Annotated in this window: 16 protein-coding genes and 1 pseudogene; 10 read left to right on the forward strand and 7 right to left on the reverse strand. The window is 70.4% G+C overall.

The window, feature by feature from the left end:
- Positions 1-26: 26 nt before the first annotated feature.
- Genes HCX50_RS14880 through HCX50_RS14905 form a run of 6 tightly spaced genes read right to left on the reverse strand, consistent with a single transcriptional unit; the run spans position 27 to position 7,336 of the window.
- Positions 27-824, reverse strand: a complete 798-nt coding sequence (locus tag HCX50_RS14880; RefSeq protein ID WP_167634897.1) for an ATP-binding cassette domain-containing protein — start codon at positions 822-824, stop codon at positions 27-29.
- Positions 821-1,816, reverse strand: coding sequence for an ABC transporter ATP-binding protein (locus tag HCX50_RS14885; RefSeq protein WP_167634898.1), 996 nt, complete (start codon positions 1,814-1,816; stop codon positions 821-823). Before HCX50_RS14885 ends, HCX50_RS14880 begins: the two co-directional genes overlap by 4 nt.
- Positions 1,813-2,697, reverse strand: coding sequence for an ABC transporter permease (locus HCX50_RS14890; protein WP_167634899.1), 885 nt, complete (start codon positions 2,695-2,697; stop codon positions 1,813-1,815). The genes HCX50_RS14885 and HCX50_RS14890 overlap by 4 nt, the downstream gene beginning before the upstream one ends.
- Positions 2,694-3,659 carry an ABC transporter permease gene (locus HCX50_RS14895; protein ID WP_167634900.1) on the reverse strand — a complete coding sequence of 322 codons (966 nt, stop codon included), beginning with the start codon at positions 3,657-3,659 and terminating at the stop codon, positions 2,694-2,696. Before HCX50_RS14895 ends, HCX50_RS14890 begins: the two co-directional genes overlap by 4 nt.
- A gap of 1 nt (position 3,660) precedes the next feature.
- The gene (locus HCX50_RS14900) at positions 3,661-5,271 is read right to left on the reverse strand and encodes an ABC transporter substrate-binding protein (RefSeq protein ID WP_167634901.1); all 1,611 of its coding nucleotides are present in this window, start codon (positions 5,269-5,271) and stop codon (positions 3,661-3,663) included.
- A gap of 37 nt (positions 5,272-5,308) precedes the next feature.
- Positions 5,309-7,336, reverse strand: coding sequence for a primary-amine oxidase (locus HCX50_RS14905; protein ID WP_167634902.1), 2,028 nt, complete (start codon positions 7,334-7,336; stop codon positions 5,309-5,311).
- A 141-nt stretch (positions 7,337-7,477) separates the two neighbouring features.
- On the opposite strand from HCX50_RS14905, the gene HCX50_RS14910 reads away from it, so the two are divergent.
- Positions 7,478-8,497, forward strand: coding sequence for a LacI family DNA-binding transcriptional regulator (locus HCX50_RS14910; protein ID WP_167634903.1), 1,020 nt, complete (start codon positions 7,478-7,480; stop codon positions 8,495-8,497).
- The gene (locus HCX50_RS14915; protein WP_167634904.1) at positions 8,494-9,645 is read left to right on the forward strand and encodes a CaiB/BaiF CoA transferase family protein; all 1,152 of its coding nucleotides are present in this window, start codon (positions 8,494-8,496) and stop codon (positions 9,643-9,645) included. Before HCX50_RS14910 ends, HCX50_RS14915 begins: the two co-directional genes overlap by 4 nt.
- On the opposite strand, the gene HCX50_RS14920 is transcribed toward HCX50_RS14915, so the two are convergent.
- Positions 9,642-10,991: a PucR family transcriptional regulator gene (locus HCX50_RS14920; RefSeq protein ID WP_167634905.1), complete on the reverse strand. Its 1,350-nt coding sequence runs from the start codon at positions 10,989-10,991 to the stop codon at positions 9,642-9,644. The two genes, HCX50_RS14915 and HCX50_RS14920, sit on opposite strands and share 4 nt — an antisense overlap.
- 89 nt (positions 10,992-11,080) lie before the next feature.
- Here HCX50_RS14920 and gabT point away from each other — a divergent pair, with 89 nt between their 5' ends.
- From gabT to HCX50_RS14960, 8 genes and pseudogenes are all read left to right on the forward strand, one after another.
- Positions 11,081-12,406, forward strand: coding sequence for a 4-aminobutyrate--2-oxoglutarate transaminase (gene gabT / locus HCX50_RS14925; RefSeq protein ID WP_167634906.1), 1,326 nt, complete (start codon positions 11,081-11,083; stop codon positions 12,404-12,406).
- Entirely contained in the window at positions 12,403-13,584 is a 1,182-nt protein-coding gene (locus tag HCX50_RS14930) for an acyl-CoA dehydrogenase family protein (RefSeq protein ID WP_167634907.1), read from the forward strand. Before gabT ends, HCX50_RS14930 begins: the two co-directional genes overlap by 4 nt.
- Entirely contained in the window at positions 13,584-15,035 is a 1,452-nt protein-coding gene (locus HCX50_RS14935; protein WP_167634908.1) for an aldehyde dehydrogenase family protein, read from the forward strand. The genes HCX50_RS14930 and HCX50_RS14935 overlap by 1 nt, the downstream gene beginning before the upstream one ends.
- A gap of 83 nt (positions 15,036-15,118) precedes the next feature.
- On the forward strand, positions 15,119-16,639 hold the full coding sequence (locus HCX50_RS14940; RefSeq protein WP_167634909.1) for a DNA-3-methyladenine glycosylase 2 family protein: 1,521 nt from the start codon (positions 15,119-15,121) through the stop codon (positions 16,637-16,639).
- The gene (locus HCX50_RS14945; RefSeq protein WP_167634910.1) at positions 16,636-17,133 is read left to right on the forward strand and encodes a methylated-DNA--[protein]-cysteine S-methyltransferase; all 498 of its coding nucleotides are present in this window, start codon (positions 16,636-16,638) and stop codon (positions 17,131-17,133) included. Before HCX50_RS14940 ends, HCX50_RS14945 begins: the two co-directional genes overlap by 4 nt.
- Before the next feature lie 360 nt (positions 17,134-17,493).
- The gene (locus HCX50_RS14950; protein WP_167634911.1) at positions 17,494-19,419 is read left to right on the forward strand and encodes an ABC transporter ATP-binding protein; all 1,926 of its coding nucleotides are present in this window, start codon (positions 17,494-17,496) and stop codon (positions 19,417-19,419) included.
- Positions 19,416-21,241 (forward strand): annotated as a pseudogene (locus tag HCX50_RS14955) (ABC transporter ATP-binding protein). Before HCX50_RS14950 ends, HCX50_RS14955 begins: the two are co-directional and overlap by 4 nt.
- Before the next feature lie 121 nt (positions 21,242-21,362).
- Positions 21,363-22,178, forward strand: coding sequence for a hypothetical protein (locus HCX50_RS14960; RefSeq protein WP_167634912.1), 816 nt, complete (start codon positions 21,363-21,365; stop codon positions 22,176-22,178).
- Positions 22,179-22,190: the final 12 nt, after the last annotated feature.

The following is a 22,190-nucleotide window of genomic DNA, read 5'->3' on the forward strand; positions in this document are numbered from 1 at the left end:
GACGGGGGCGAGGCGGTGGGTGTCGGTCACGATGAGAGCTCCTGGAACAGTTGACGCGAATAGGGATGGCTGGGGAGGTCGTAGAACACGTCGGTCGGCGCGTGCTCGACGATCTCGCCGGCGCGCATCACCGCCACGTGATGGGAGATGTACCGCACGGCAGCGAGGTCGTGCGAGATGAACAGGGCAGCGAAGCCGTGCTCGGCCTGCAGATCCTGGATGAGGTTGAGGATCTGTGCCTGCACCGAGACGTCGAGCGCGCTGACCGCTTCGTCGAACACGATGAACGCCGGATGGGTCACGAGTGCCCGCGCGACGCTCACGCGCTGCAGCTGACCGCCGGAGAGCTGGTGCGGTCGGCGGGCGGCGAAGGATGCGGGGAGTCCGACCCGGTCGAGCATGGCGAGGGCGCGTTCCTCGACCTCGGCGCTGCGACGCTCATGCACGAGGACGGGTTCGAGGACCGAGGAGAGCACCGTGGATCGGGGATCCAGCGCCCAGCGCGGATGCTGGAGGACGGCCTGCATACGGCCGGCGCGCGACCGCAGGCTGCGGGCGAGCGGCGCGCCCTGGAAGTGCACGCTCCCGGAGTCGGGGCGTTGCAGGCCGAGCACCACGGTGCCCGTGGTCGTCTTCCCGGATCCCGATTCGCCGACGAGGCCGAGGGTCTCTCCCGGCCCCACCGAGAAGGAGACGTGCGACATGGCTCTGACCTCGCGGCGCCCTGCTCCGAAGCCGGAGGTGAACGCGACGTGGACATCGTCGAGCTCGATGACGGGTGCGGGTGCGGGCGCGGGTGCGGGTGTGGCGTCGGCGGCGCTCATGCGGAGACCTCTTCCTCGGGCAGCAGGCGCGCCCGGCGGTCGGCGTCGACGAGCTCGGCCGTGCGGATGCACAGGCTGTGCCGTGGTGACACCGGTTCGGGGCGGATCACGTCGCACGCGTCGATGCGGTGTGCGCAGCGCGCGGCGAAGGCGCAGCCCTCGGACTCGCCATGCAACACGGGCGGGGAGCCGGGGATGCTCGACAGGCGCTCGCCGCGTCGGGCCCGGGAAGGATCGGTGGCGGCCAGGGCGCGGGCGTAGGGGTGGACGGGGCTGCCGAGCACCGCCGCTGCGGGTCCGCGTTCCACCACGCGACCCGCATACATCACGGCCACCTCGTCGCACCAGCGGGCGACGGCGGGGAGGTCGTGGCTCAGCCAGAGGATCGTCGTCCCCTGCTCTCGCGCCTGCGTGAACAGCAGCCGGATCACCTCCTCGCGCACCTGGCTGTCGAGGGCGGCGGTGGGCTCGTCGGCGATCAGCAGCTTCGGTCGACGGCACATGGCCATCGCGATCGCCACGCGCTGCGCCATCCCGCCGGAGATCTGGTGCGGGAAGAGCCGCGCCACTCGGGCGGGATCCGTGATGCGCATCGATTCCAGCAGCTCGATCTGGCGCGGCAGGGAGCCGTCGTCGCCGACGGATCGGAGCACGAGCTTCAGCTGCGCGCCGATCCGCATCGTCGGGTCGAGCGAGCCGATCGGGTCCTGTGCGATGTAGGCCAGGGTGTCGCGGCGATAGGTGCGCAGCGCCTCGTGCCCGAGTCCGAGCACATCGATCCCGTCGACCTCGAGTTCACCACGCACGATGTGCGCCGATCGGGGCTGCAGCCGGCCGATGACCGCGGCCAGGGTGGACTTGCCCGATCCGGACTCGCCGACGATCGCGACGGCGCTGCCGGCGGCGACGTCGAGATCGACTCCGTCGAGGGCGCGGACGGTCGTCGCTCCGGTGAACTCCAGAGCCAGATCGCTGATGCGTACGGCGGTCATCGGAGGGACCTCGTCTCTCGCGGTTCGAATCGGTCGCGGAGGCCGTCGCCGATGATGTTGATGCACAGGATCGAGACGACCAGCACGACGCCGGGGATGATGACGAGCTGCGGAGCCTGCGTCATGTAGAGCATGCCCTGCTGGATGAGCAGGCCGAGGGAGGCCTCCGGCACCTGCACGCCGAATCCGAGGAAGCTCAGCCCGCCCTCGACGAGGATCGCGACGGAGAGGGCGTAGCTCGCCTGCACCGCGATCGTGCCGGAGATGTTCGGCAGGAGTCGGCGGGCGAAGATCACCGGTGTGCGCACGCCGCTGATGCGCGCCGACACGATGAAGTCCCGCTCGGCGACCGCGCGCGTCGCGATGCGGACCACCCGGGTCATGAGGGGGATCGTGATGACGACGATGCTGATGATCGCCGCCGGTCGTCCAGGGCCGAGGAGCGCCGAGACGAGGATCGCGAGCACGAGCGCGGGGAAGGCGTAGAGGACGTCGGCGACGCGCATGACCGCTTCGTTGACCGCTCCGCCGTAGTAGCCCGCGAGCATTCCGAGGAGGGTGCTCACCACCGCGGAGCAGAGCACCGCGACGATGGAGACCACGAGCGTCGTCGCGGTGCCCTGGAACAGCCGCGGCAGCAGGGAGCGGCCGAGGTTGTCGGTGCCGAGCGGGGCGAGTGCGGACGGGCCTTCGAGGCGGCCGGCCACGGTGGCATCCGTGGAGCCGGTCAGTCCGGTGAGCACTGCGAAAACGGTGACGACGACGATGACGCCCAGCACGATGATCGCGGTGCGCAGGACCGCGTCGCTGCGGCGCCACGCGCCCCTGGACGCTTCTCCGGCGGCGCGGATGCGGTGCGTGGCCGTGGGGGCGATGGTCATCGGCGGCTCCCTCCGGTGAGGCGCAGGCGGGGATCCAGCGCGTTGGCGATGAGGTCGACGAGCAGGCTCGCGACGATGAAGACGATGGCGGCGAGCAGCACCGCGCTCTGCACGATCGCGTAGTCGCGTCTGCCGAGGGCGGTCTGCAGGTACGAGCCCATGCCCGGGATGTCGAACACGAACTCGACGATGACCGTTCCGCCGAGCAGGACGGCGACGAGCGCGCCCACGATCGTGAGGATCGGCGCTGCCGCGTTGCGCAGCACGTGGTGGCGGACGATGAAACCGGGCGTCTCGCCGCGAGCCACCGCCGCCTGCACGTGCGGTTCGACGAGCACGTTCATGACCGCATCCCGGGTGTTCCGTGCGACCACGGCCACGCAGCCCACGGCGAGCACGGTCACCGGGAGCACGAGCGCCCCGAAGAATCGCGCGGGGTCGACGGCGAACGGGGCGAACCGCCCGACCGAGACCCCGAGTCCCAGAGTCGACACGGCGAAGACGACGAGTCCGGCGAGCAGGAACTCCGGGATGCTGATGCCGAGCGCGCTGACGATGCGGCCGATCGCTCCGGCCGATCCCTCGGAGCGGAGCGCGGCGACGAAGCCGAGGGGGATCCCCACGAGCAGGGTCACCACGATCGTCAGCAGCGCGATCGTCGCGGTGACGGGCAGGCGAGCGCCGAACTCCTCCGACACCGAGACATTCGACACGAACGAGTAGCCGAGGTCGCCGGTGAAGACGCCGAAGAGCCACCGGAAGTACTGCGCGACCACCGGATCGTCGAGCCCGGATGAGGCCACCGCCTGGGCCCGCTGCGCCTCGGTGGCGAGCGGACCCAGGACGAGGTCGATGTAGTCTCCCGGCATCAGACGGACCGACGCGAAGATCAGCACCGAGACGACGACCAGCGTCAGCAGTGCGGCGCCGATGCGCCGGAGGGACCACAGAGCGACGGCCATGTCAGTTGGCGCGGAACTGGGTGATGTAGCGGAGGAAGTCGCCGTAGCCCTCGTCGCTGCTGAGCGTCGGGGAGAGCGACTCGGTGTTCCACCCGATCGTGGAGGGGCGCAGGACCAGTGGAACCATCTCGCTCTGCTCGTCGGCGAGTGCGCACAGGTCCTGGAAGACGGCAGCGCGGTCCTCGCCCGGCGCGGTGGTGTACCCGTCGGAGATGAGGGTGTCGAGCTCGTCGCTCCCCTTCATGAAGACCGCCGAGAATCCGGCGACCTCGGGGTTCCACCAGGTCGTCACCATCGCCGGGTCCGCGTAGCCGGCGAACCAGCTGAGCGCGAGGTCGAAGTCGGCCGGGCTGCCGTACACCTGGTCGGAGTACGTGGCGTAGTCGACCTGCTGGATCTCGACCTTCACGCCGATCTCCGCGAGGTTCTGCTGCATCACCTGCGCGATCTGCGCGAGCACCGGCTCATCCGTGTACACGACGAGATCGAGTTCGAGTCCGCCGACCCCGTCGATCACGGCCTTCGCCGCGGCGACGTCGCGCTCTGCCGACGGCAGGTCCGCCGCCGTGCAGGAATCCGGCAGGCCGGCGGGGGTGACCCCGGTCGCCGCCGTCGCTCCGCCGAACGCGAGCTCGTTGATCGCGTCGCGGTCTATGGCGGTGTTGATCGCGAAGCGCACCTTCTGATCCTGCAGCGCCTCGTCTCCGGTCAGGGAGTTGATCATCAGGTAGTGGAAGTCGGTGTTCCGCTGCCCGACCACCGTGACGTCCGCGGCATTGGCGAGCAACTCGGCGGAGTCGATGGAGTTCAGCACGGCGAAGTCGGCCGATCCGTCGCGGAGGGCTGCGGCACGGGTCGCCTCGTCGCCGACGATGTCGATCGTGAGGGTCGAGAAGCCCAGCGCATCGGCATCCGGGTGGTGGGTGTTCGGCTCGAACGTCCACTCCTCGTCCTGACGGTGCGCGGTCACGACGAGCGGCCCCGTTCCGACCATCTCGGTCGTGATGTCGATCTCGCCGGCCTCGATCTCGGCCATGGGCAGGATCGCGGCCGGAGTGTTGGCGAGTGCCGCGAGGAACGGGGCGTACGGGCTGGAGAGGGTGACCGTCACCTCGAGGTCCCCGGTCTCCTCGATCGAGGCGATCGGACCGAGCTGTCCCGTCCACGTGGTCGGGGTGTCGACCAGGCGCTGCAGGCTTCCGACGACGTCGGCCGCGGTCATCGGGCGACCGTTCGAGAACACGGCGTCCTCGGCGAGTGTGAAGACGTATTCCGTGTCGCTCGGGGTCTCCCACGAGGTGGCGAGTTTCGGGGCGACGTCGAGGTTCTCGTCGATCGTGGTGAGCGTCTCGTATGAGAGGCCTTCGAGCATCCAGGACCGCGCCGTGGCGGCCCCCTGCGGGTCGAGGCCGCTCGCTTCGGCGGTGTCGTAGTCGACCTGGACCACGAGGTCGCCGCCGGCGTCGAACCCCTCGTCGGCGACGGCGAGGAAGCCGGGCGCCACCTCGTCCTGGGTCGGTTCGGCGTCGGGGGATGCGCCGGCGGCGCATCCGGTGAGGGTGAGGATCGCGACGGTGGCGGCGGCCACTCCCGCTCGAGCTGCTGTGTGCATGTCGGTGTTTCCCTTCGGGATGTCGGACGACGCCGGGTCAGGCGTCGTGCGACGACGGGCGGACAGAGAGGTGATGCAGATGGTGCTCGGGTGGTGCATCGCCGACGCCGGCGTGATCGCAGGCGCATGCGCGGGGGGAGACCGGGACGTCGAGGGTCGGGTTCCGGTCGAAGAAGTCGTGGGGCTTCAGTGTGAACCCGCAGGAGTCGACCGGCATGATCGGCCAGTCCTCCGTGCGCGGGAAGTGGGTGAGGCCGAACGTGTGCCAGAGCACCAGGTCGGCACCGTCGAGGGAGGCGTCGTCGGCGACGAAGGCGGGGAGCCCCTGCTCCGGCGCGGACTGGTTGACGACATCGCCGGCGGGGTAGCGCTCGTCCGGGTCGTAGGCCGTGACCCAGAGGTCGGCGGTCGCGAAGCGCGCACGCGAGGCGATGACCGACTCGGGCTGCGCGAGGAGCACGGGCTTGCTCTCGGGGGTCAGGACGTAGGAGGTGGGGCGGCCGAGTCGGTTGGTCGCCGTCGCGCTGCTCACCCGCCATGTCCGGTCGACCCGCGCATCCGCCCGCCGTCGCCCCTCGAGCTCGCTGCGCAGTCGCGTCTTCGTGAAGCCGATCGCGCTGCCGTGGAGGTTGTCGTCGTCGACGGGGAGTGCGCGCACGTCGACCTCGTCGATCACGGCGGGACCGTCGTCGACCGCCATGTCGAGTCGGGCGCAGAACAGGTGCTGGTGGTACGGGGCGGCGAGGCCGGGGGCGAGCTCGCTCGCGAACCTGCTGGTGCGCTCGTCGTAGGCGGCCGTGAACACGAGCCCGGTGGCCTTCGCCTCGAACTCGATCTTGCCGTCCAGGTAGAGGTACCAGTAGAAGCCGTAGTCGTAGTTGCCCACGGTGACGAAGAACGAGATCACGAGTCGGCGCTGGCGGCGGACGTCGCTCGATCCGGTGAACTGCTCGGTGTGCTTCCAGAGCACTCCGGCATCCTCCTCATGGATGCAGATCACGTTCGGCAGGACCTTCACGTCGCCGCGGGCATCGGCGATCGGGACGTCGAGGTAGGTGATGTCGCCCACGCAGTCGCAGCCGAGTTCCAGCGAGTTGGCGAGCCGTCCGAGCAGGTACTCGCCGGTGTCGAAGTAGTTCTGCCAGAACCGTACCGGTCCGGGGTCGCCGTACGGCACGAGCATCTCCGCGATCGACGCGCGGTGCACGATGGGACGGACGCGTCCGTCATCCTCGAAGCCGATGCCGTGGAGGATCAGCCCTTCGCGCATGTCGTAGCCGATGCGCAGCGACCACTTCTCCCAGGAGATCACGTCCCCGTCGAAGGAGAAGCTCGGGCCCTCGGGCTGCGTGATGACGATGGGCTTCTGGGTGGTCCGCTCCGGACCGAAGGCGCCGGGCACGTGGTAGTCGCCGGTCTCCTGGGGGATCGGCATGACGCCCACGTCGATGACGTCGACCACCGTGCGGCTCGCGACGTCGACATAGGCGACCAGCCCGTCGATCGGGTGTGCCCAGGGCATGGTCTGCGGGGTGGGCTGATGGTGACCGAGCACGCGCGCGAGCCGCCGACCGCTCTCTCCTTCGATCGGGAAGCGGCCGGCCGAGAGCCCGGCCAACGCGACCGTGCTCGGGTCGTCGATGCCGCGGGCGGCGAGGGCGGTGGCCCAGCGCTCGTCGGCGCCGATCAGCTCGCGGATGATCGCGTGCTCCTCCTGGAGCAGCGGCACCTGGCCGTCGCGCTCCGGGTCGATGTCGACGTCCGTCGCGAGCTCGCCGGTGCCGATGTCGACCGAGATCGCGCGGGCGCGCCCGGTGTCGGTCTCGAGGAGCTGTACCCGGGCCCGGCGGGGGACGGGTCCTCCGGCGGCGACCTCGCCCCGGTTCGGCTCGTCGAGTCCGACGTACGCGATCCGGTGCGCCTCGTCCAGCGCGCCGTGGGCACGCAGTGTCTCGGCTACCCGCTGCAGCTCGCCCGCCGAGAGCGTCGCGTACGGCGCACCGGACTCGTCGCCGAGTGAGCGCGAGCGCGAGGTGTGGTCGGACGGGGAACAGCTGCAGTTCATGGAGTCTCCATCGGATGTCGGTTCGGGAACGTCTGTGTGCCGGAACGTTCCGGCAAAAGTATGCGATGAACGTGTTACAGCGCAAGACCCGAACTGTTTCGAGTGGATTACGGCTCGCTGCGTGTGGTTAGACTCGGCCGCATGCAAGAGCCACGGCGCGCCCGATTGATCGACGTCGCACGGCGCGCAGGGGTCGGCAAGACCACCGCGTCCGATGCGCTGAGCGGCGGTGGGCGCGTGTCTTCGGCCACGCGCGAGGCGGTCCTGGCGGCGGCGGCGGAGCTCGGATACTCCGTGAACACCGCCGCCCGGCACCTGCGTGGCGGCAGTATCGGAACGATCGGGATCGTGCTTCCCGAAGTCGTCTCCCGCTCGTCGTACTACATGGCGTTCACGTTCGGCATCGTCACGAGCGCGGCCGCCCACGACATCGACGTGACCATCGTCAGCCCCTCCGTGTCGTCCGGACGATCGCGACCGATCCGCGCCGACGGGCTCATCATCGGAGACCCGCTGTCCGGCGATCCCGGCCTGCCCTCGCTCATGGGATCGGGGATCCCGGTGGTCACGCAGGAGCATCTGCCCGAAGATGTCGCTGGCATGCCGGCCGGCGTGGTCTGGTCCTCCCACGAAGCCGGGATGCTGCGGTTGTTCGACGAGATCGACGTCACCGGCGCGCGGCACCCCGCGCTGCTCGTCGCCCCGGATGCGACGGACTGGTCGCGTCAGCTCGTCGCCGGATACCGCGCGGGCTGTGCGGCGCGCGGCCTCGAACCCGTCATCGCTCCCGTGTCGTTCGAGGCCTCATGGCCCGCGGTGCGCGCGGCCACCGAGCGCGTCCTGCAGACGCACCCCGAGACCGACGTGATCATCTGCGGTCCGGACTCGAGCGCGATCGAGGTCGCCGCCGTCCTCGGCCGACAGGGGCGCACGATCGGCGAGGACATCACGGTCGTCTCCTGCGTGGACCACCCTTCGCTGCCGTTCCTGACCCCCTCGATCACCTCGATCGACCTTCGTCCGCGCGACTCGGGCGTCGCCTGTGCGGAGCTGCTCATCGATCTGCTCGAGGGGCGGGCCGAGCCCGGAACGGATGTGGAGTTCCCGATCGCGGTCGTCGCGCGCGACTCCACCGCGCATCCGCTGCGGGTGCGCGCATGACCGCGCCCCTCGACGGCATCGTCGTCGCAGACTTCTCGCGCGTGCTCGCCGGCCCGCTGGCGACCATGACGCTGGCCGACCTGGGTGCGCGGGTGATCAAGGTCGAGCGACCGGAGACCGGTGACGACACCCGGGCGTGGGGACCCCCGTATGCCGAATCCGGCATGACCACGTACTTCGAGTCGGCGAACCGGGGCAAGGAGTCGGTCACGCTCGACCTCACCGACCCGGCCGATCGGGACAGGGCGCTCGAGCTCATCGCGCGTAGCGACGTGGTGATCGAGAACTTCCGGCCGGGGCTGTTCGCCCGGCTCGGCTTCGACTGGGAGAACCTCTCCGCAGCCCACCCCGGACTCATCTCCGTGTCGGTCAGCGGGTTCGGTCTCGGCGCCGGCGCGGATCTCCCCGGCTACGACTTCGTGGCGCAGGCGGTCGGCGGGCTCATGCACATCACGGGCGAGCCGGACGGCCAGGCGATGAAGGCCGGCGTCGCCCTCGTCGATGTGCTCACCGGCAAGGATGCGGTCATCGGCATCCTCGCCGCGCTGCGCCGCCGCGAGCTGACCGGACGCGGTTCGAGGGTCGAGGTGAACCTGCTCTCCAGCCTGCAGGCCGCGCTCGTCAACCAGGTGTCCGCCCATCTCGGAGCCGGCACGGAGCCGGGCAGGCTCGGGAACAGGCACCCGTCGATCGCCCCGTACGAGTCGCTGCGGTGCGCGGATGCGCCGATCGCGGTCGCGTGCGGGAACGACGCCCAGTTCGCGAAGATGGTCGCGGAACTCGGACGTCGGGAACTCGCCGCCGATGAGCGCTTCCGCCGTAACCCCGACCGCGTCGCGAATCGCGAGGAGCTGGTGGTCGAGCTGGAGGCGGCGCTGATCGGCGATACCGCGGCGGCCTGGGCGGAGCGTCTGAACCGCATCGGCGTCGCGGCCGGAGTGGTGAACAGTGTGGGGGAGGGCATCGCTCTCGCCGAACGCCTGGGCCTCGACCCCGTCCGCGACAGCGTGGGGGATGACGGTCGGCGGTCGCGCCAGATTCGATCCCCGCTCACGTGGATCCCCGAGGTACCGGTGATGGTGGCCGCCCCGCCCCGTCTCGGGGAGCACGACGAGCGCGTGCGCGCCTGGCTCGACGAACCCGCCTAGACCGCGTGATCCCGCAGCGCGAGCCAGAGTTCGGCTGCGACGTCCGGGTCGTCCAGCGAGACGTCGAGGAGCCGCTCGGCCGCCGTGATGCGCGGCCGCACGGTGTTGCGGTGCACCCCGAGCTCGCGCGCGGTCCGCTCGGCCTGCTGACGGTTTCGTAGATACGAGATCACGGTGCGCTGCAACATCGGATCCGTGTCGGCGAGCGTGGCAGCCCAGCGGGTGGCCCTCGATTCGGACTCGATCACCAGCGCGGCCCCCGGCGCGCTCCGGTGCAGGGCGAGCGCTCGGGCGGCTGCGGCGGGAATGTCCTCGAGCACGACGGGAGCGCTGAGCACGCCGGTGCTCGCCCGGATCCCGGCGTCGGGGTCCACATCTGCGGGCACGAGTCCGACCGGCACACCCGCTTGCTCGACCGCGAATCCCGTCACGGCCTCGACACCGACGAGCACGCGGAACTCGAGGGGCAGCGTGAGATCGGCGACCGCGGCCAGAGCCCGCGCGGCCGTGGCGTCACCGCGGAGCGCGAGCGCCGTGAACCACCCTCCGGCGTCCGGCGTCGTGTTCGCCCGCACGGTGAGGAGGCGCAGGAGAGCGGTGGCCGTGAGCGCGAGCTGGCGGTCGGCGTTGGCCAGCGGCCTGCCGGCTCCGAGCGCCAGGGCGCCACGGGTGCGCTCGCCGTCGGTGACGGCGTGGGCCATCACGACCGAACCCTGTGACACGAACGACGCGGCCTCGACGCCGGAGCGCAGGAGCGATCTCTCGACATCCGCCCGCACCGTCGGCAGCAGTCCCGCCAATGACGCAGGATGCAGCGTCCCGCCCGATGCTCCGGGATCGAAGGGGAGCCAGGCCACCCACCCGCCGATCGCCTGGGCCATCTGGCGGACGATCCCGGCGATCGGATCGGCGGCCGTCGCGGCCTGCACCAGCCGCGTGTGCGCGTGGGCGGTGCGCAGCGCCTCGTCGTGACCACTGCGTCCGGTGATCGACCAGAACGCCCGGGAGACATCGAGGAACGGTGCGCCGTCCGGCACGGCGAACACCGGAATCCCCACCGCGTGGCAGCGCTCGACGAGGGCGGCGGGCGCATCGTCCCAACCCTCGCCGAGCCCGATCCCGATCGCGCCGATGCCCTGCGCCTCGAGTCTGTCGACGTAGGTGTCGACCGGTCTGCCGTGCAGCGGGATGCCGGTGGTGAGCAGCAGCTCGCCGCCGTCGAGATAGCGGCCGGGGTCGTCGAGTTCCGACACGTGCACGCCGGTGATCGTCGTGGCGGCATCGAACGGAGCGAGAGGACGCAAGGAGGTGCCGGCCGTGCGCACGAGTTCGCCGAGGGAGACCATGCCCTCAGTGTGCGTGATGCATAGTAAATCTGACAAGACTGGGCGACGTGTTCACCCGCAGTAGTCCTGCACCTTCTAGCGTCGTCCTCATGACGACAGTTCCTCTCCTGCGCACCGAGATCCCCGGACCGCGGTCGCGCGAGCTCCACGCTCAGCGCGAAGCCGCGGTCGCCGCCGGTTTCGGCATCACCCTCCCGGTCTTCATCGCGCGAGCGGGCACCTCGACACTCGAGGACGTCGACGGGAACACCCTGATCGATCTGGCGTCCGGCATCGCCGTGACCAGCGTGGGGGCGGCGAACCCGCAGGTACGCGCCAACGTCGCCGCGCAGCTCGAGCTCTTCACCCACACCTGCTTCATGGTGACCGAGTACGAGGGCTTCGTGCGCGTCGCCGAGTGGCTCAACGAGCACACCCCCGGCGACTTCGAGAAGCGCACGGCATTGTTCAGCACCGGAGCCGAGGCGGTGGAGAACGCCGTGAAGATCGCACGCGCTCACACCGGTCGCCCTGCCGTGCTCGTGATCGACGAGGCCTACCACGGGCGCTCGCTCCTCACGATGGCGATGACGGCCAAAGAGCACCCGTACAAGACCTCGTTCGGCCCGTTCCCCGACGCCGTGGTGCGCGCGCCCAATGCGAACCCGCTGCGCGGAGAGGGGGCTGAGCCCGCACTCGCCGAGGTCGAGCGCCTCATCACCGAGCACGGTCCCGCGCACTTCGCCGCCTTGGTCGTCGAACCGATCCAGGGGGAGGGCGGCTTCGTCGTCCCCGCGCCGGGTTTCCTCGCCGGGCTCCGACGTATCGCGGACGAGTACGGCATCGTCCTCGTCGTCGACGAGATCCAGTCCGGCCTCGGCCGCACCGGCCGGCTGTTCGCGAGCGAGCATGACGGCGTGGCCGGAGACATCACGCTGACCGCCAAGGCGCTGGGCGGCGGGCTGCCGCTGAGCGCGGTGACCGGTCGTGCGGAGATCATGGATGCCGCGCACCCCGGCGGGCTCGGCGGCACCTATGCGGGCAACCCCTTGGCCTGCGCGGCCGCCCTCGCGGTGTTCGACGCGCTCGACGAACCGGGCCTCCTGCCGCGGGTCGGCGGCATCGAGCAGACCATTCGCCGGCACCTCGAACCGCTGCTCACCGAGATCGATGCCGTCGCCGAGGTCCGCGGACGCGGCGCCATGATGGCCGTCGAGTTCGCCGACCCGGGCACCCTCGCCCCGCGGTCGGACCTCGCGCAGCGGATCGCGGCGGCCTGCCATGCGGCGGGCGTCCTGGCGCTCACGTGCGGCACCCACGGCAACGTCATCCGACTGCTGCCGCCCCTCGTGATCGAAGAGCCTGTCCTGAACGCGGGCCTCGAGATCCTCGTCGCGTCCATCCATTCCGTCGCCGCCGAGGAGGCCGCCGCATGAGCACCGTTCCCGATCTGCTCGACTTCGACGAGCTGCTGAGCGACGAGGAGCGGGCGACCCGCGACCGCGTGCGGGCCTTCGTCGACGAGAGAGTGCGTCCGCACATCGCCGACTGGTACGACCGGGCGGTCTTCCCGACGGAGCTCGTCCCGGAGCTGGCGGAGCTCGGCGTGCTGGGCATGCACCTGGACGGATACGGCTGCGGCGGTCGCAGCGCCGTCGAGTACGGGCTCGCGGCCCTGGAGCTCGAGGCGGGCGACTCGGGACTCCGCACCTTCGTCTCGGTGCAGGGTTCCCTCGCCATGAGCGCGATCCACAAGCACGGCAGCGAGGCGCAGAAGCAGGAGTGGCTGCCCCGGATGGCGCGGGGCGAGGTCATCGGCTGCTTCGGCCTCACCGAACCGAACTCCGGCTCGGACCCGTCGAGCATGACGACGTTCGCACGACGCGACGGCGACGGCTGGGTGCTCAACGGCGCCAAGCGCTGGATCGGTCTCGCCTCGATCGCGCAGATCGCGATCATCTGGGCGCAGACCGACGAGGGGGTGCGCGGGTTCCTCGTCCCGACGGACTCGGACGGGTTCGTGGCGACCCCCATCGCCCCGAAGCTGTCGATGCGGGCCTCGATCCAATGCGACATCACCCTGACCGACGTGCGGCTCCCCGCGGAGGCCCAGCTGCCCGAGGCCAGAGGCCTGCGCGCCCCCTTCTCGTGCTTGAACGAGGCGCGCTACGGGATCGGCTGGGGAGTGATCGGCGCCGCCCGCGACAGCTACGCCACGGCACTGTCCTACTCCCAGACGCGCATCCAGTTCAACCAGCCGATCGGGGCGTTCCAGCTCACCCAGCAGAAGCTCGTCGACATGGCCGTCGAGATCGAGAAGGCGCAGCTCGTCGCGTTGCGGCTCGGTCGTCTGAAGGATGCCGGCAGGCTGCAACCGCACCAGATCTCCGTCGCCAAGCTCAGCAACACGCGCGCGGCGATCGCGATCGCCCGCGAGGCCAGGACGATCCTCGGCGGCAACGGGATCTCCGGCGACTACTCACCGCTGCGCCACGCAGCGAACCTCGAGTCCGTGCGTACGTATGAGGGCACCGACGAGGTCCACACGCTGGTCCTCGGCGCCCACATCACCGGCTTCTCCGCCTTCCGCAGCACCGCCTCCGAGGGAGCATGATGACCACCACATTCGAGATCCGGCACTTCATCGACGGCGCATGGGTGGAGGGCTCGGGTGACGAGCTCATCGACGTGAACCCGAGCCGCCCAGGCGACGTCGTCGGTGAGGGCCCAGGAGCGTCCGATGCGGATGTCGACCGCGCCTACGCGGCCGCACGGGCAGCGTTCGACGGGTGGCGCCGCACCCCCGCGCGCTCGCGCGCCGCCATCCTGCTGCGGGCGGCCGACATCATCGAAGCCCACCGTGACGAGTGGGGGCGTCAGCTCGCGCGCGAGGAGGGCAAGACGCTCGTCGAGGCGATCGCCGAGACCGGGCACGCCGCCAACATCCTGCGTTTCCATGCGCAGGAGGTCGAGCGGCAGAGCGGCGGCCTGTTCGAGTCACCGAGCCCGGGGGAGCGCATCCTCGTGATCCGTCGGCCGGTCGGGGTGATCGGGGCGATCACCCCCTTCAACTTCCCCATCTCCATCCCCGCGTGGAAGCTCGCCCCGGCCCTCGTCTGGGGGAACACGGTGGTCTGGAAGCCTGCGACCTTCGTCCCCGTGCTGGCGATGCGCTTCGCCGAGGCGCTCGAGCAGGCCGGGCTGCCGCACGGCGTGCTCAACCTCGTGAACGGAACTGCCGCCGTCGGGGAGGCGATCGTGTCGCACCCGGAGGTGGATGCCGTGACGTTCACCGGGTCCACGAAGGTCGGGCGCATCATCGCGGCGCAGCTCGCGGCGCGCGGCATTCCGTTCCAGGGTGAGCTCGGCGGCAAGAACGCGGCCCTCGTCCTGGCCGACGCTGATCTCGACGTGGCGGTGGAGCAGGTGGCGCTCGGAGCGTTCCGCGCGGCCGGACAGAAGTGCACGGCGACCTCGCGCGTGATCGTGCACGAGGCCGTGGCCGACGAGTTCCTGCGGCGACTCGCGATCCGTACCGAGCGGATGGTCGTGGGCGATGCGCAGGACGAGCGAGTGGAGGTGGGGCCGGTGGTGGATGCCGGCGCCCGGGACCGCGTGGCGGCCGCCCTCGTCCGCGCCCGTTCCTCCGCGAAGGCGGTCGTCGCCCCGGATCCGTATTCCGCCGGTGAGCTCGCCGAGGGGTACTTCATCCCGCCGTCGATCTTCGAGCTCGACGAGGAGGAGCCGGGCGAGCTGTGGACCGAAGAGCTGTTCGGTCCGGTCGTCGGGGTCCGACGTGTCTCGTCCACCGCTGCGGGTATCGCGCTCGTGAACGACAGTGAATACGGCCTCTCCACCGCGGTCTTCACGACGGGGTTGGCGGCGGCGCTCGCCGCGATCGAGGACATCCGCGTGGGTGTCGTCCACGTGAACTCGGCCTCCGCCGGTGCCGACCTGCACGTCCCCTTCGGCGGCAGCGGGTCGAGCGCCCTCGGCCCCAAGGAGCAGGGCGCGGCGGCCAGGGAGTTCTTCACCGAGACGGCGACGGTCTACCTCCGCGGCTGAGCGGTGGCAGCCCCGCCGGGGCTCCCCACAGCGATGTCCGATTTCCGCCAGTCGAGGTCGGTGGTGCGTGGCAGGGTGGAGGCATGAGCTTCCCCGTGATCGACTTCGACGAGCGCTACCGCGCGATCAGCGCGCGCGACACCCGCTTCGACGGGCAGTTCGTGACGGCCGTCCGCTCGACGGGGATCTACTGTCGTCCGAGCTGCCCTGCCCGCACGCCCAAGCCGCAGAACGTGACGTTCTATCCGACGAGCGCCGCCGCACACGAGGCCGGGTACCGCGCGTGCAAGCGCTGCCTCCCCGAAGCCGCCCCCGGGTCTCCGGCATGGGACATCCGCGGCGACGTCGCGGCCAGGGCCATGCGCCTCATCTCCGACGGCGTCGTCGAGCGCGAGGGCGTGCCGGGGCTCGCCGCACGCCTCGGCTATTCGAGCAGGCACCTCACCCGTCTGCTGGCCACAGAGCTCGGCGCCGGGCCGCTCGCCCTCGCCAGGGCGCATCGCGCGCACACGGCGCGGATGCTGCTCGTCGGCACGGACATGCCCATCTCCGACGTCGCCTTCTCGGCCGGCTTCGCCAGCATCCGCCAGTGCAACGACACGATCCGCGAGGTCTTCGGCCTCACCCCCGGCGAGCTCCGGGCGCGTCGACGGCTGCCGGCCTCCGCGGTGCCCGGGGCCATCGACCTGGTCCTGCCGTACCGGGGTCCGCTCGACGCGAGCGGCATCTTCACCTGGATGGCGGCACGCGCCGTGCCCGGCGTCGAAGAGACCACGGCCACGTCGTTCTCCCGGCACCTGCGGATGGCGGGCGGTCCCGCCTGGTTCGAGGTGAGTCAAGATGCGACCGAGCGTCTGCACCTGCGCGCTCGAGTCGCGCGCCTCGGCGACCTGGCCCCGCTGGTGTCGACCGTGCGACGCATCTTCGACCTCGACGCCGACCCGCTGGCGATCGACGGGGCGCTCTCCGCGCACCCCGAGCTCGCGCCACTCGTCGCCCGCACTCCCGGCATCCGGGTTCCGGGCTCGGCGGATCCGCACGAGATGCTCATCCGCGCCATGGTCGGGCAGCAGATCACCGTGGTCGCCGCCCGCACGGCCCTCATCGCGCTTACCGAGGCACTGGGGGAGCGCACCGCGCAGGGGCTGCTCTTCCCCACGATGACCGCGATCGCCGAGCACGGCGCCGAGGTGCTCCGCGGACCCGCCGCCCGCATCCGCGCGATCACGGGTGCCGCCGCGGCCCTCGCCGACGGCTCGTTGACGCTCACGGTCGGTGACGACGGTATCGAGCAGCGCGAAGCTCTCCTCGCGATGCCGGGGATCGGCCCGTGGACGGCCGACTACGTGCGCATGCGTGTGCTCGGCGACCCCGACATCCTGCTCCCCGGCGACGTCGCGCTGCGGGCAGGAGCTGCGGCCTCCGGGCTGCCGGGAGAGGCGCGACCGCTCACGGCCTGGGCGGAACGCACCGCACCGTGGCGCAGCTATCTAAGTGCCCACCTCTGGCGCGCCGCTCCGGTGCGACCGGCCGGACCCCGGCGGGCGGCACCCACCGCCCGCGCTGCCACCACAGCTGACACGACATCGAAGGAGACCTCATGACCGCTCTCATCCAGACCATCGAGACCCCGGACGGGGCCTTCACGATCCTCGCCGACGAGCGCCAGCGGGTGCTGTCGTCGGGGTGGACCTCCGACGTCGAGGCGATCCTCACACGACTGTCTCCGACGAACCGCCCCGAGGAGCTCCGCGAGGCGGAGACAGACGCTGCGGACGCCGCACTGGCCTTCTATGCGGGCGATCTGTCCGCGATCGACGCGGTCACGGTGAAGCAGTCGGGCACCGTGCTGCAGCTCGCCGGATGGTCGGCGCTGCGGGCGATCGAACCCGGCGCACCGCTCACCTACACCGGCTTCGCGGCGCGGCTCGGCAACCCGAACGCCGTGCGCGCGGCCGCCTCGATCTGCGCGCGGAACGCTCCCGCGCTGTTCGTGCCGTGTCACCGCGTGCTGCGCACCGACGGCAGCCTCGGCGGCTTCGCCTGGGGGCTCGACGTGAAGGAGAGCCTGCTCGCGCGCGAGAGCATCGCCGCCTGAACGACTGCACTTCGCCGCGTCACCGATCCCCGGCGGCGCGGCGGATGCGTGCGCGGGCAGGGGGAGAGGGGATCGCCGCGAAAGACGCCGAACAAATCGGGAATGTCTCTTGCTTTCAGCTGGTTCACAGCAATAGGCTGGTGGGCTGTCGCGCCAACCGGACGACACAGCCGAGCCCCTGAGGAGGACACCATGACCACGATCGCCACCGCGCGGATCGCAGCTCTCGGCTCGACCCCGGCGCGTCCGCTCATTTAGAGCCACCCCGCCCCTTCTGCACCGGATGCCGGACTCTGTGAGTCCGCTCTCGCATCCGTCCCCTTCCGCAACCGCATTCCATACGAAACTCGTCTGAGAGACATGTCTTCCTCGCCTTCCGCGCAGAATCCCTCGTCCACCCTGTCCACTCCGGCCGCACTGTGGCGGCTGAAGCCCTTCGTCAAGCCGGTCATCTGGCGGCTCGCCGGCGGTGCTGCCAGCGCGCTCATCGCCGCGATCATCGCGCTGATGATCCCGATCGTCCTCGAGCAGATCATCAGCGGACCGGTCCGCTCCGGTGACTTCAGCGCGATCGTCTGGGGCGCGCTCGCCGTCTTCGCGCTCGGCCTCGGCGAGGCGCTGATGGTCTGGCTGCGTCGGCAGTTCGTGCTCAACCCCTCGACCGAGGTCGAGTACAAGATGCGCACCGAGCTCTACTCGCGCCTGCAGACGCTGCCGGTGTCCTTCCACGACAGGTGGGGCTCCGGCCAGCTGCTCAGCCGCATGATGCAGGACATCGGCCTCATCCGCCGCTGGCTGGCATTCGGGCTTGTGCTGCTCGTCGTCAACGTCCTCACCATCATCATCGGATCGGTGCTGCTGTTCCGCTGGCACTGGCTGCTCGGCACGATCTTCCTGGTCACGGCGATCCCGCTGTGGATCCGCGGCTACCTGTTCGAGAAGCGCTACGGCGCGCTCACCCGCCGCAGTCAGGACCAGGCCGGCGACCTCGCGACCAGCGTCGAGGAGAGCGTGCACGGTATCCGCGTCCTGAAGGCGTTCGGCCGCGGCAAGCACGCGCTCAGCCGCTTCAGCCGTCAGGCCGAGACGCTGCGCGAGACCGAGATGAGCAAGGCCGGCGCGATCGCGTCGATCTGGTTCTGGCTCGACATGATGCCGCAGATCGCGTTCGGCCTCAGCCTGATCTCCGGCATCTGGCTGATCTCGCAGGGGCAGATCGACGAAGCGCAGCTGTTCGCGTTCTTCGCGATGGCCGTTGTGCTCCGCTGGCCGATCGAGTCGATCGGCTTCCTGTTCTCGTTCATGCTCGACGCCCGCACGGCGACCGACCGCGTGTTCGACATCTTCTCCGAGACCAACAGCATCACGGACCCGGAGAACCCCGTGCACATCGAGAACCCGCGCGGAGAGCTGGCGTTCGTGAACGCGCACTTCCGTTACCAGGACGCGGGTGCGCACGAGCGCGACCTGCTCGACGGCATCGACCTGGTCCTCCGTCCCGGCGAGACCATGGCGCTCGTGGGTCTCACCGGCAGCGGCAAGACCACGCTCACGACGCTGCCCACGCGCCTGTACGACGTGACGGGCGGCAAGGTCACGCTCGACGGCGTCGATGTGCGCGATCTGACGCTGTCCGAGCTGCGCCAGCACATCGCGATGGCGTTCGAGGACGCGACGCTGTTCTCGGCGACCGTGCGCGAGAACGTGCTGCTCGGCCGCGCCGACCTCGACGTGCACAGCGAAGAGGGGGAGCGCGTGCTGCGCGAAGCACTCGACGTGGCGCAGGCATCCTTCGTGGACTCGCTGCCCGACGGCGTCGAGACCGTGATCGGCGAGGAGGGGCTCAGCCTCTCCGGTGGGCAGCGTCAGCGGCTCGCCCTCGCCCGCGCGGTGGCGGCGGCGCCGAAGGTGCTCGTGCTCGACGACCCGCTGTCGGCGCTCGACGTCGACACCGAGGCGCTCGTCGAAGAGGCGCTGCGACACGTCCTCGCCGAGACGACGGCTCTGATCGTCGCGCACCGTCCCTCGACCGTCGCGCTCGCCGACCGCGTCGCGCTGCTCGAAGCCGGCCGCGTCACGGCGGTGGGCACCCACTCCGAGCTGCTGAAGACCAGCCGGCACTACCGCCACGTCATCTCCAGCCTGGAGGCCGAGGAGGCGGCGCGGACCGGGGCGATCCCGATCATCCGCGACGAGCAGCTCGAAGTCGAAGACGAGGTCCGTGAGGGCCGCAGAGCCGAGGCCGCCGACGAAGACCCGATCACCGAGAAGGAGGTGCAGCGATGAGCTCCGCCATCACCGGAACCCAGGACGAGGATCGTTCCCACTACACCCGCGAGGAGAGCAGGGAGATCCGTCGTCGGTCCCTCCGACTGCTCGGCTCGCTGGTGCGCCCGCTGAAGCCGCAGATCGTGCTGGCCGCCGCCGTGCTGGTCGTCTCGACCGCGCTGCAGGTCGCCGGCCCCATTCTGATCAGCATCGGTCTCGACCGTGCACTGCCGGCGGTGCTGAAGAACGCCGATTGGATGCCGACCTTCATGATCGGCGGCATCTATCTGGCCGCCGGCATCCTGGCCGCCGTGCTGATCGCCTGGTACGTCATCATCGCCGCCAAGCTCACGCAGGCCGTGCTGCTCGATCTGCGCAAGCGGATCTTCCTGCACACCCAGCGCCTGAGCCTGGAGTTCCACGAGTCGTACACGTCGGGTCGCATCATCTCGCGCCAGACGAGTGACCTCGATTCCATCAAGGAGCTCCTCGACGGAGGCTTGAACGAGCTCGTCTCCGGCGTGCTCTTCGGACTCTTCACCTTCATCGCCCTGTGCTTCTGGGACTGGCAGTCCGGCCTGATCCTCGCGATCGGCGGCGTGCCGCTGTTCTTCCTGATGAAGTGGTTCTACTCGCGCTCGCAGCTGGTCTACCGCGAGTCGCGCGTGATCAGCGCGAAGGTGATCCGAAGGTGATCGTGCAGTTCGTCGAGACGATGACCGGCATCCGCGCCGTGAAGGCGTTCCGCAAGGAGCCGCGCAACGACAAGGCGTTCCAGGAGATCGCGGGAGAATACCGCGATGTCAACCGCCGCTCAATGCTGCTGTTCGGCACGTTCGAGCCCGGGCTCATGGGCGTCGCCGCGCTGGTGCTCGGCATCGTCGTGCTGTGGGGTGGCATCCGCGTGTCCGAGGGCGCGCTCACCGTGGGTGTGCTGCTGTCGGCGGTCCTGTACGTGCGCAACTTCTTCGCTCCGATGCAGGAGATCGCGATGTTCCTGAACTCCTACCAGTCGGCCACGGCCGCACTGGAGAAGGTGTCGGGCGTGCTCGAAGAGGTGCCCACGGTTCCGGATCCCGAGAAGCCGGTCGACCTGTGGGAGTCCCGCGGTCACATCCGGTTCGACGAAGTGACCTTCGGCTACAACGGCGAGAAGACGATCCTCCCGAACTTCTCGCTCGACATCCCCGCCGGCGAGACGATCGCCCTGGTGGGCACGACCGGCGCGGGCAAGTCCACGCTGGCCAAGCTCATCTCACGGTTCTACGACCCCTCCGAGGGGCGCGTCACGCTCGACGACATCGATCTGCGCTCGCTGCATCCGAAGGACCTCCGCCGCGCGATCGTCATGGTCACGCAGGAGGCCTACCTGTTCAGCGGAACCGTCGCCGACAACATCGCGCTGGGCAAGCCGGATGCGTCGCTCGACGAGATCAGGGCCGCCGCGCGTGCGGTGGGAGCGGACGAGTTCATCTCGTCCCTGCCCGACGGCTACGGCACCGATGTGAACAAGCGCGGTGGACGGGTCTCGGCCGGTCAGCGTCAGCTCATCTCGTTCGCCAGGGCGTTCCTCGCCGACCCGGCGGTGCTGATCCTCGACGAGGCCACCGCATCGCTCGACATCCCGTCGGAGCGGTTGATCCAGGATGCGCTGCAGACCCTGCTCAAGGACCGCACCGCGATCATCATCGCCCACCGCCTGTCGACGGTCGCGATCGCCGACCGGGTGCTGGTGATGGAGCACGGACAGATCATCGAGGACGACACCCCGGCCGCGCTCATCGGCGGCACGGGCAAGTTCGCTCAGCTGCATGCGGCTTGGCAGGAGACACTGGTCTGATGATGCCGATCACCTCACCTCTGCGGGCGCGGGACCTCCCCGTGCTCGCAGAGGTGAGGATCGGCTCGGGCAGCACAGGTCGGGGGATCCGTCCGTCGCCGGGCCTGGGTAGCATCGAAGCATGGACCCCTTGCTGCTCGCCGCCGAGTGGTGGTGGATCGCGCCGACCGCCGTCGCTGCGGGAACGGCCGGTGCGATCGGTCTGCGTCGCCGGAGCAGCACGATGAGCGGGCGGCGGCTCGAGGTCGACGCGGCGCGCCACGACCTCAGGACGGCTCAGCGCATCGCGTCCGAGCGGCGCATCGCCCTGAAGATCGCTCGCGCCGATCTGGCCCGCGTCACCGCGGAACGTGCGGCGCAGCGCGCGACGGCCGAGCAGGTGGCCGGAGCGCGACGGATGCTCAAGGAACGGGAGCGCGACGCCAAGGCGGCCTCGGCCGATGTGCGCGCCCGGCAGGTCCGGCTGAACGCCGCGCGTGCGGCGGTGCCGACAGCCTCGGAGCCCGGCCCCGTGGAACGGCTGCATGCCGCGCACGATGCCGTGACGGTCCGGTGGATGCGGTACGAGACCGACCCCGCGCTCCAGATCGCCTATCCCGCGATGACCGACGTCAAGCTCCCCGCCACGGCGGCGTACCTGCGGGCAGCCGGGCACGCGGCCGAGATGCGGCGCGCGGTCTCCGGCAAGACCACCCCTGGCGACTTCGCGGCCTACCGCGACGCCGTCGCCGAGCTCGAGCGCGCCTTCGAGGCCGCGGAGCACGCGGCGAGGGTCCAGGCCGGTGAGGCCCCGCCGAATGCGGCCTGGCAGGATGCGGCGCAGGACATGCTCAGCCGCTCGGCTGAGGCGATCGACCGTGCTGCCGGTGCGGCGGCATCGGCCATCGCCGCCTGGACCAACCGCAAGAAGCCCGGCAAGCCGGACGACCGCCCCTGACGGTCGCCCGGC

It is taken from the genome of Microbacterium sp. B19(2022) (assembly GCF_012030385.1).
Taxonomy (GTDB): domain Bacteria; phylum Actinomycetota; class Actinomycetes; order Actinomycetales; family Microbacteriaceae; genus Microbacterium; species Microbacterium oxydans_B.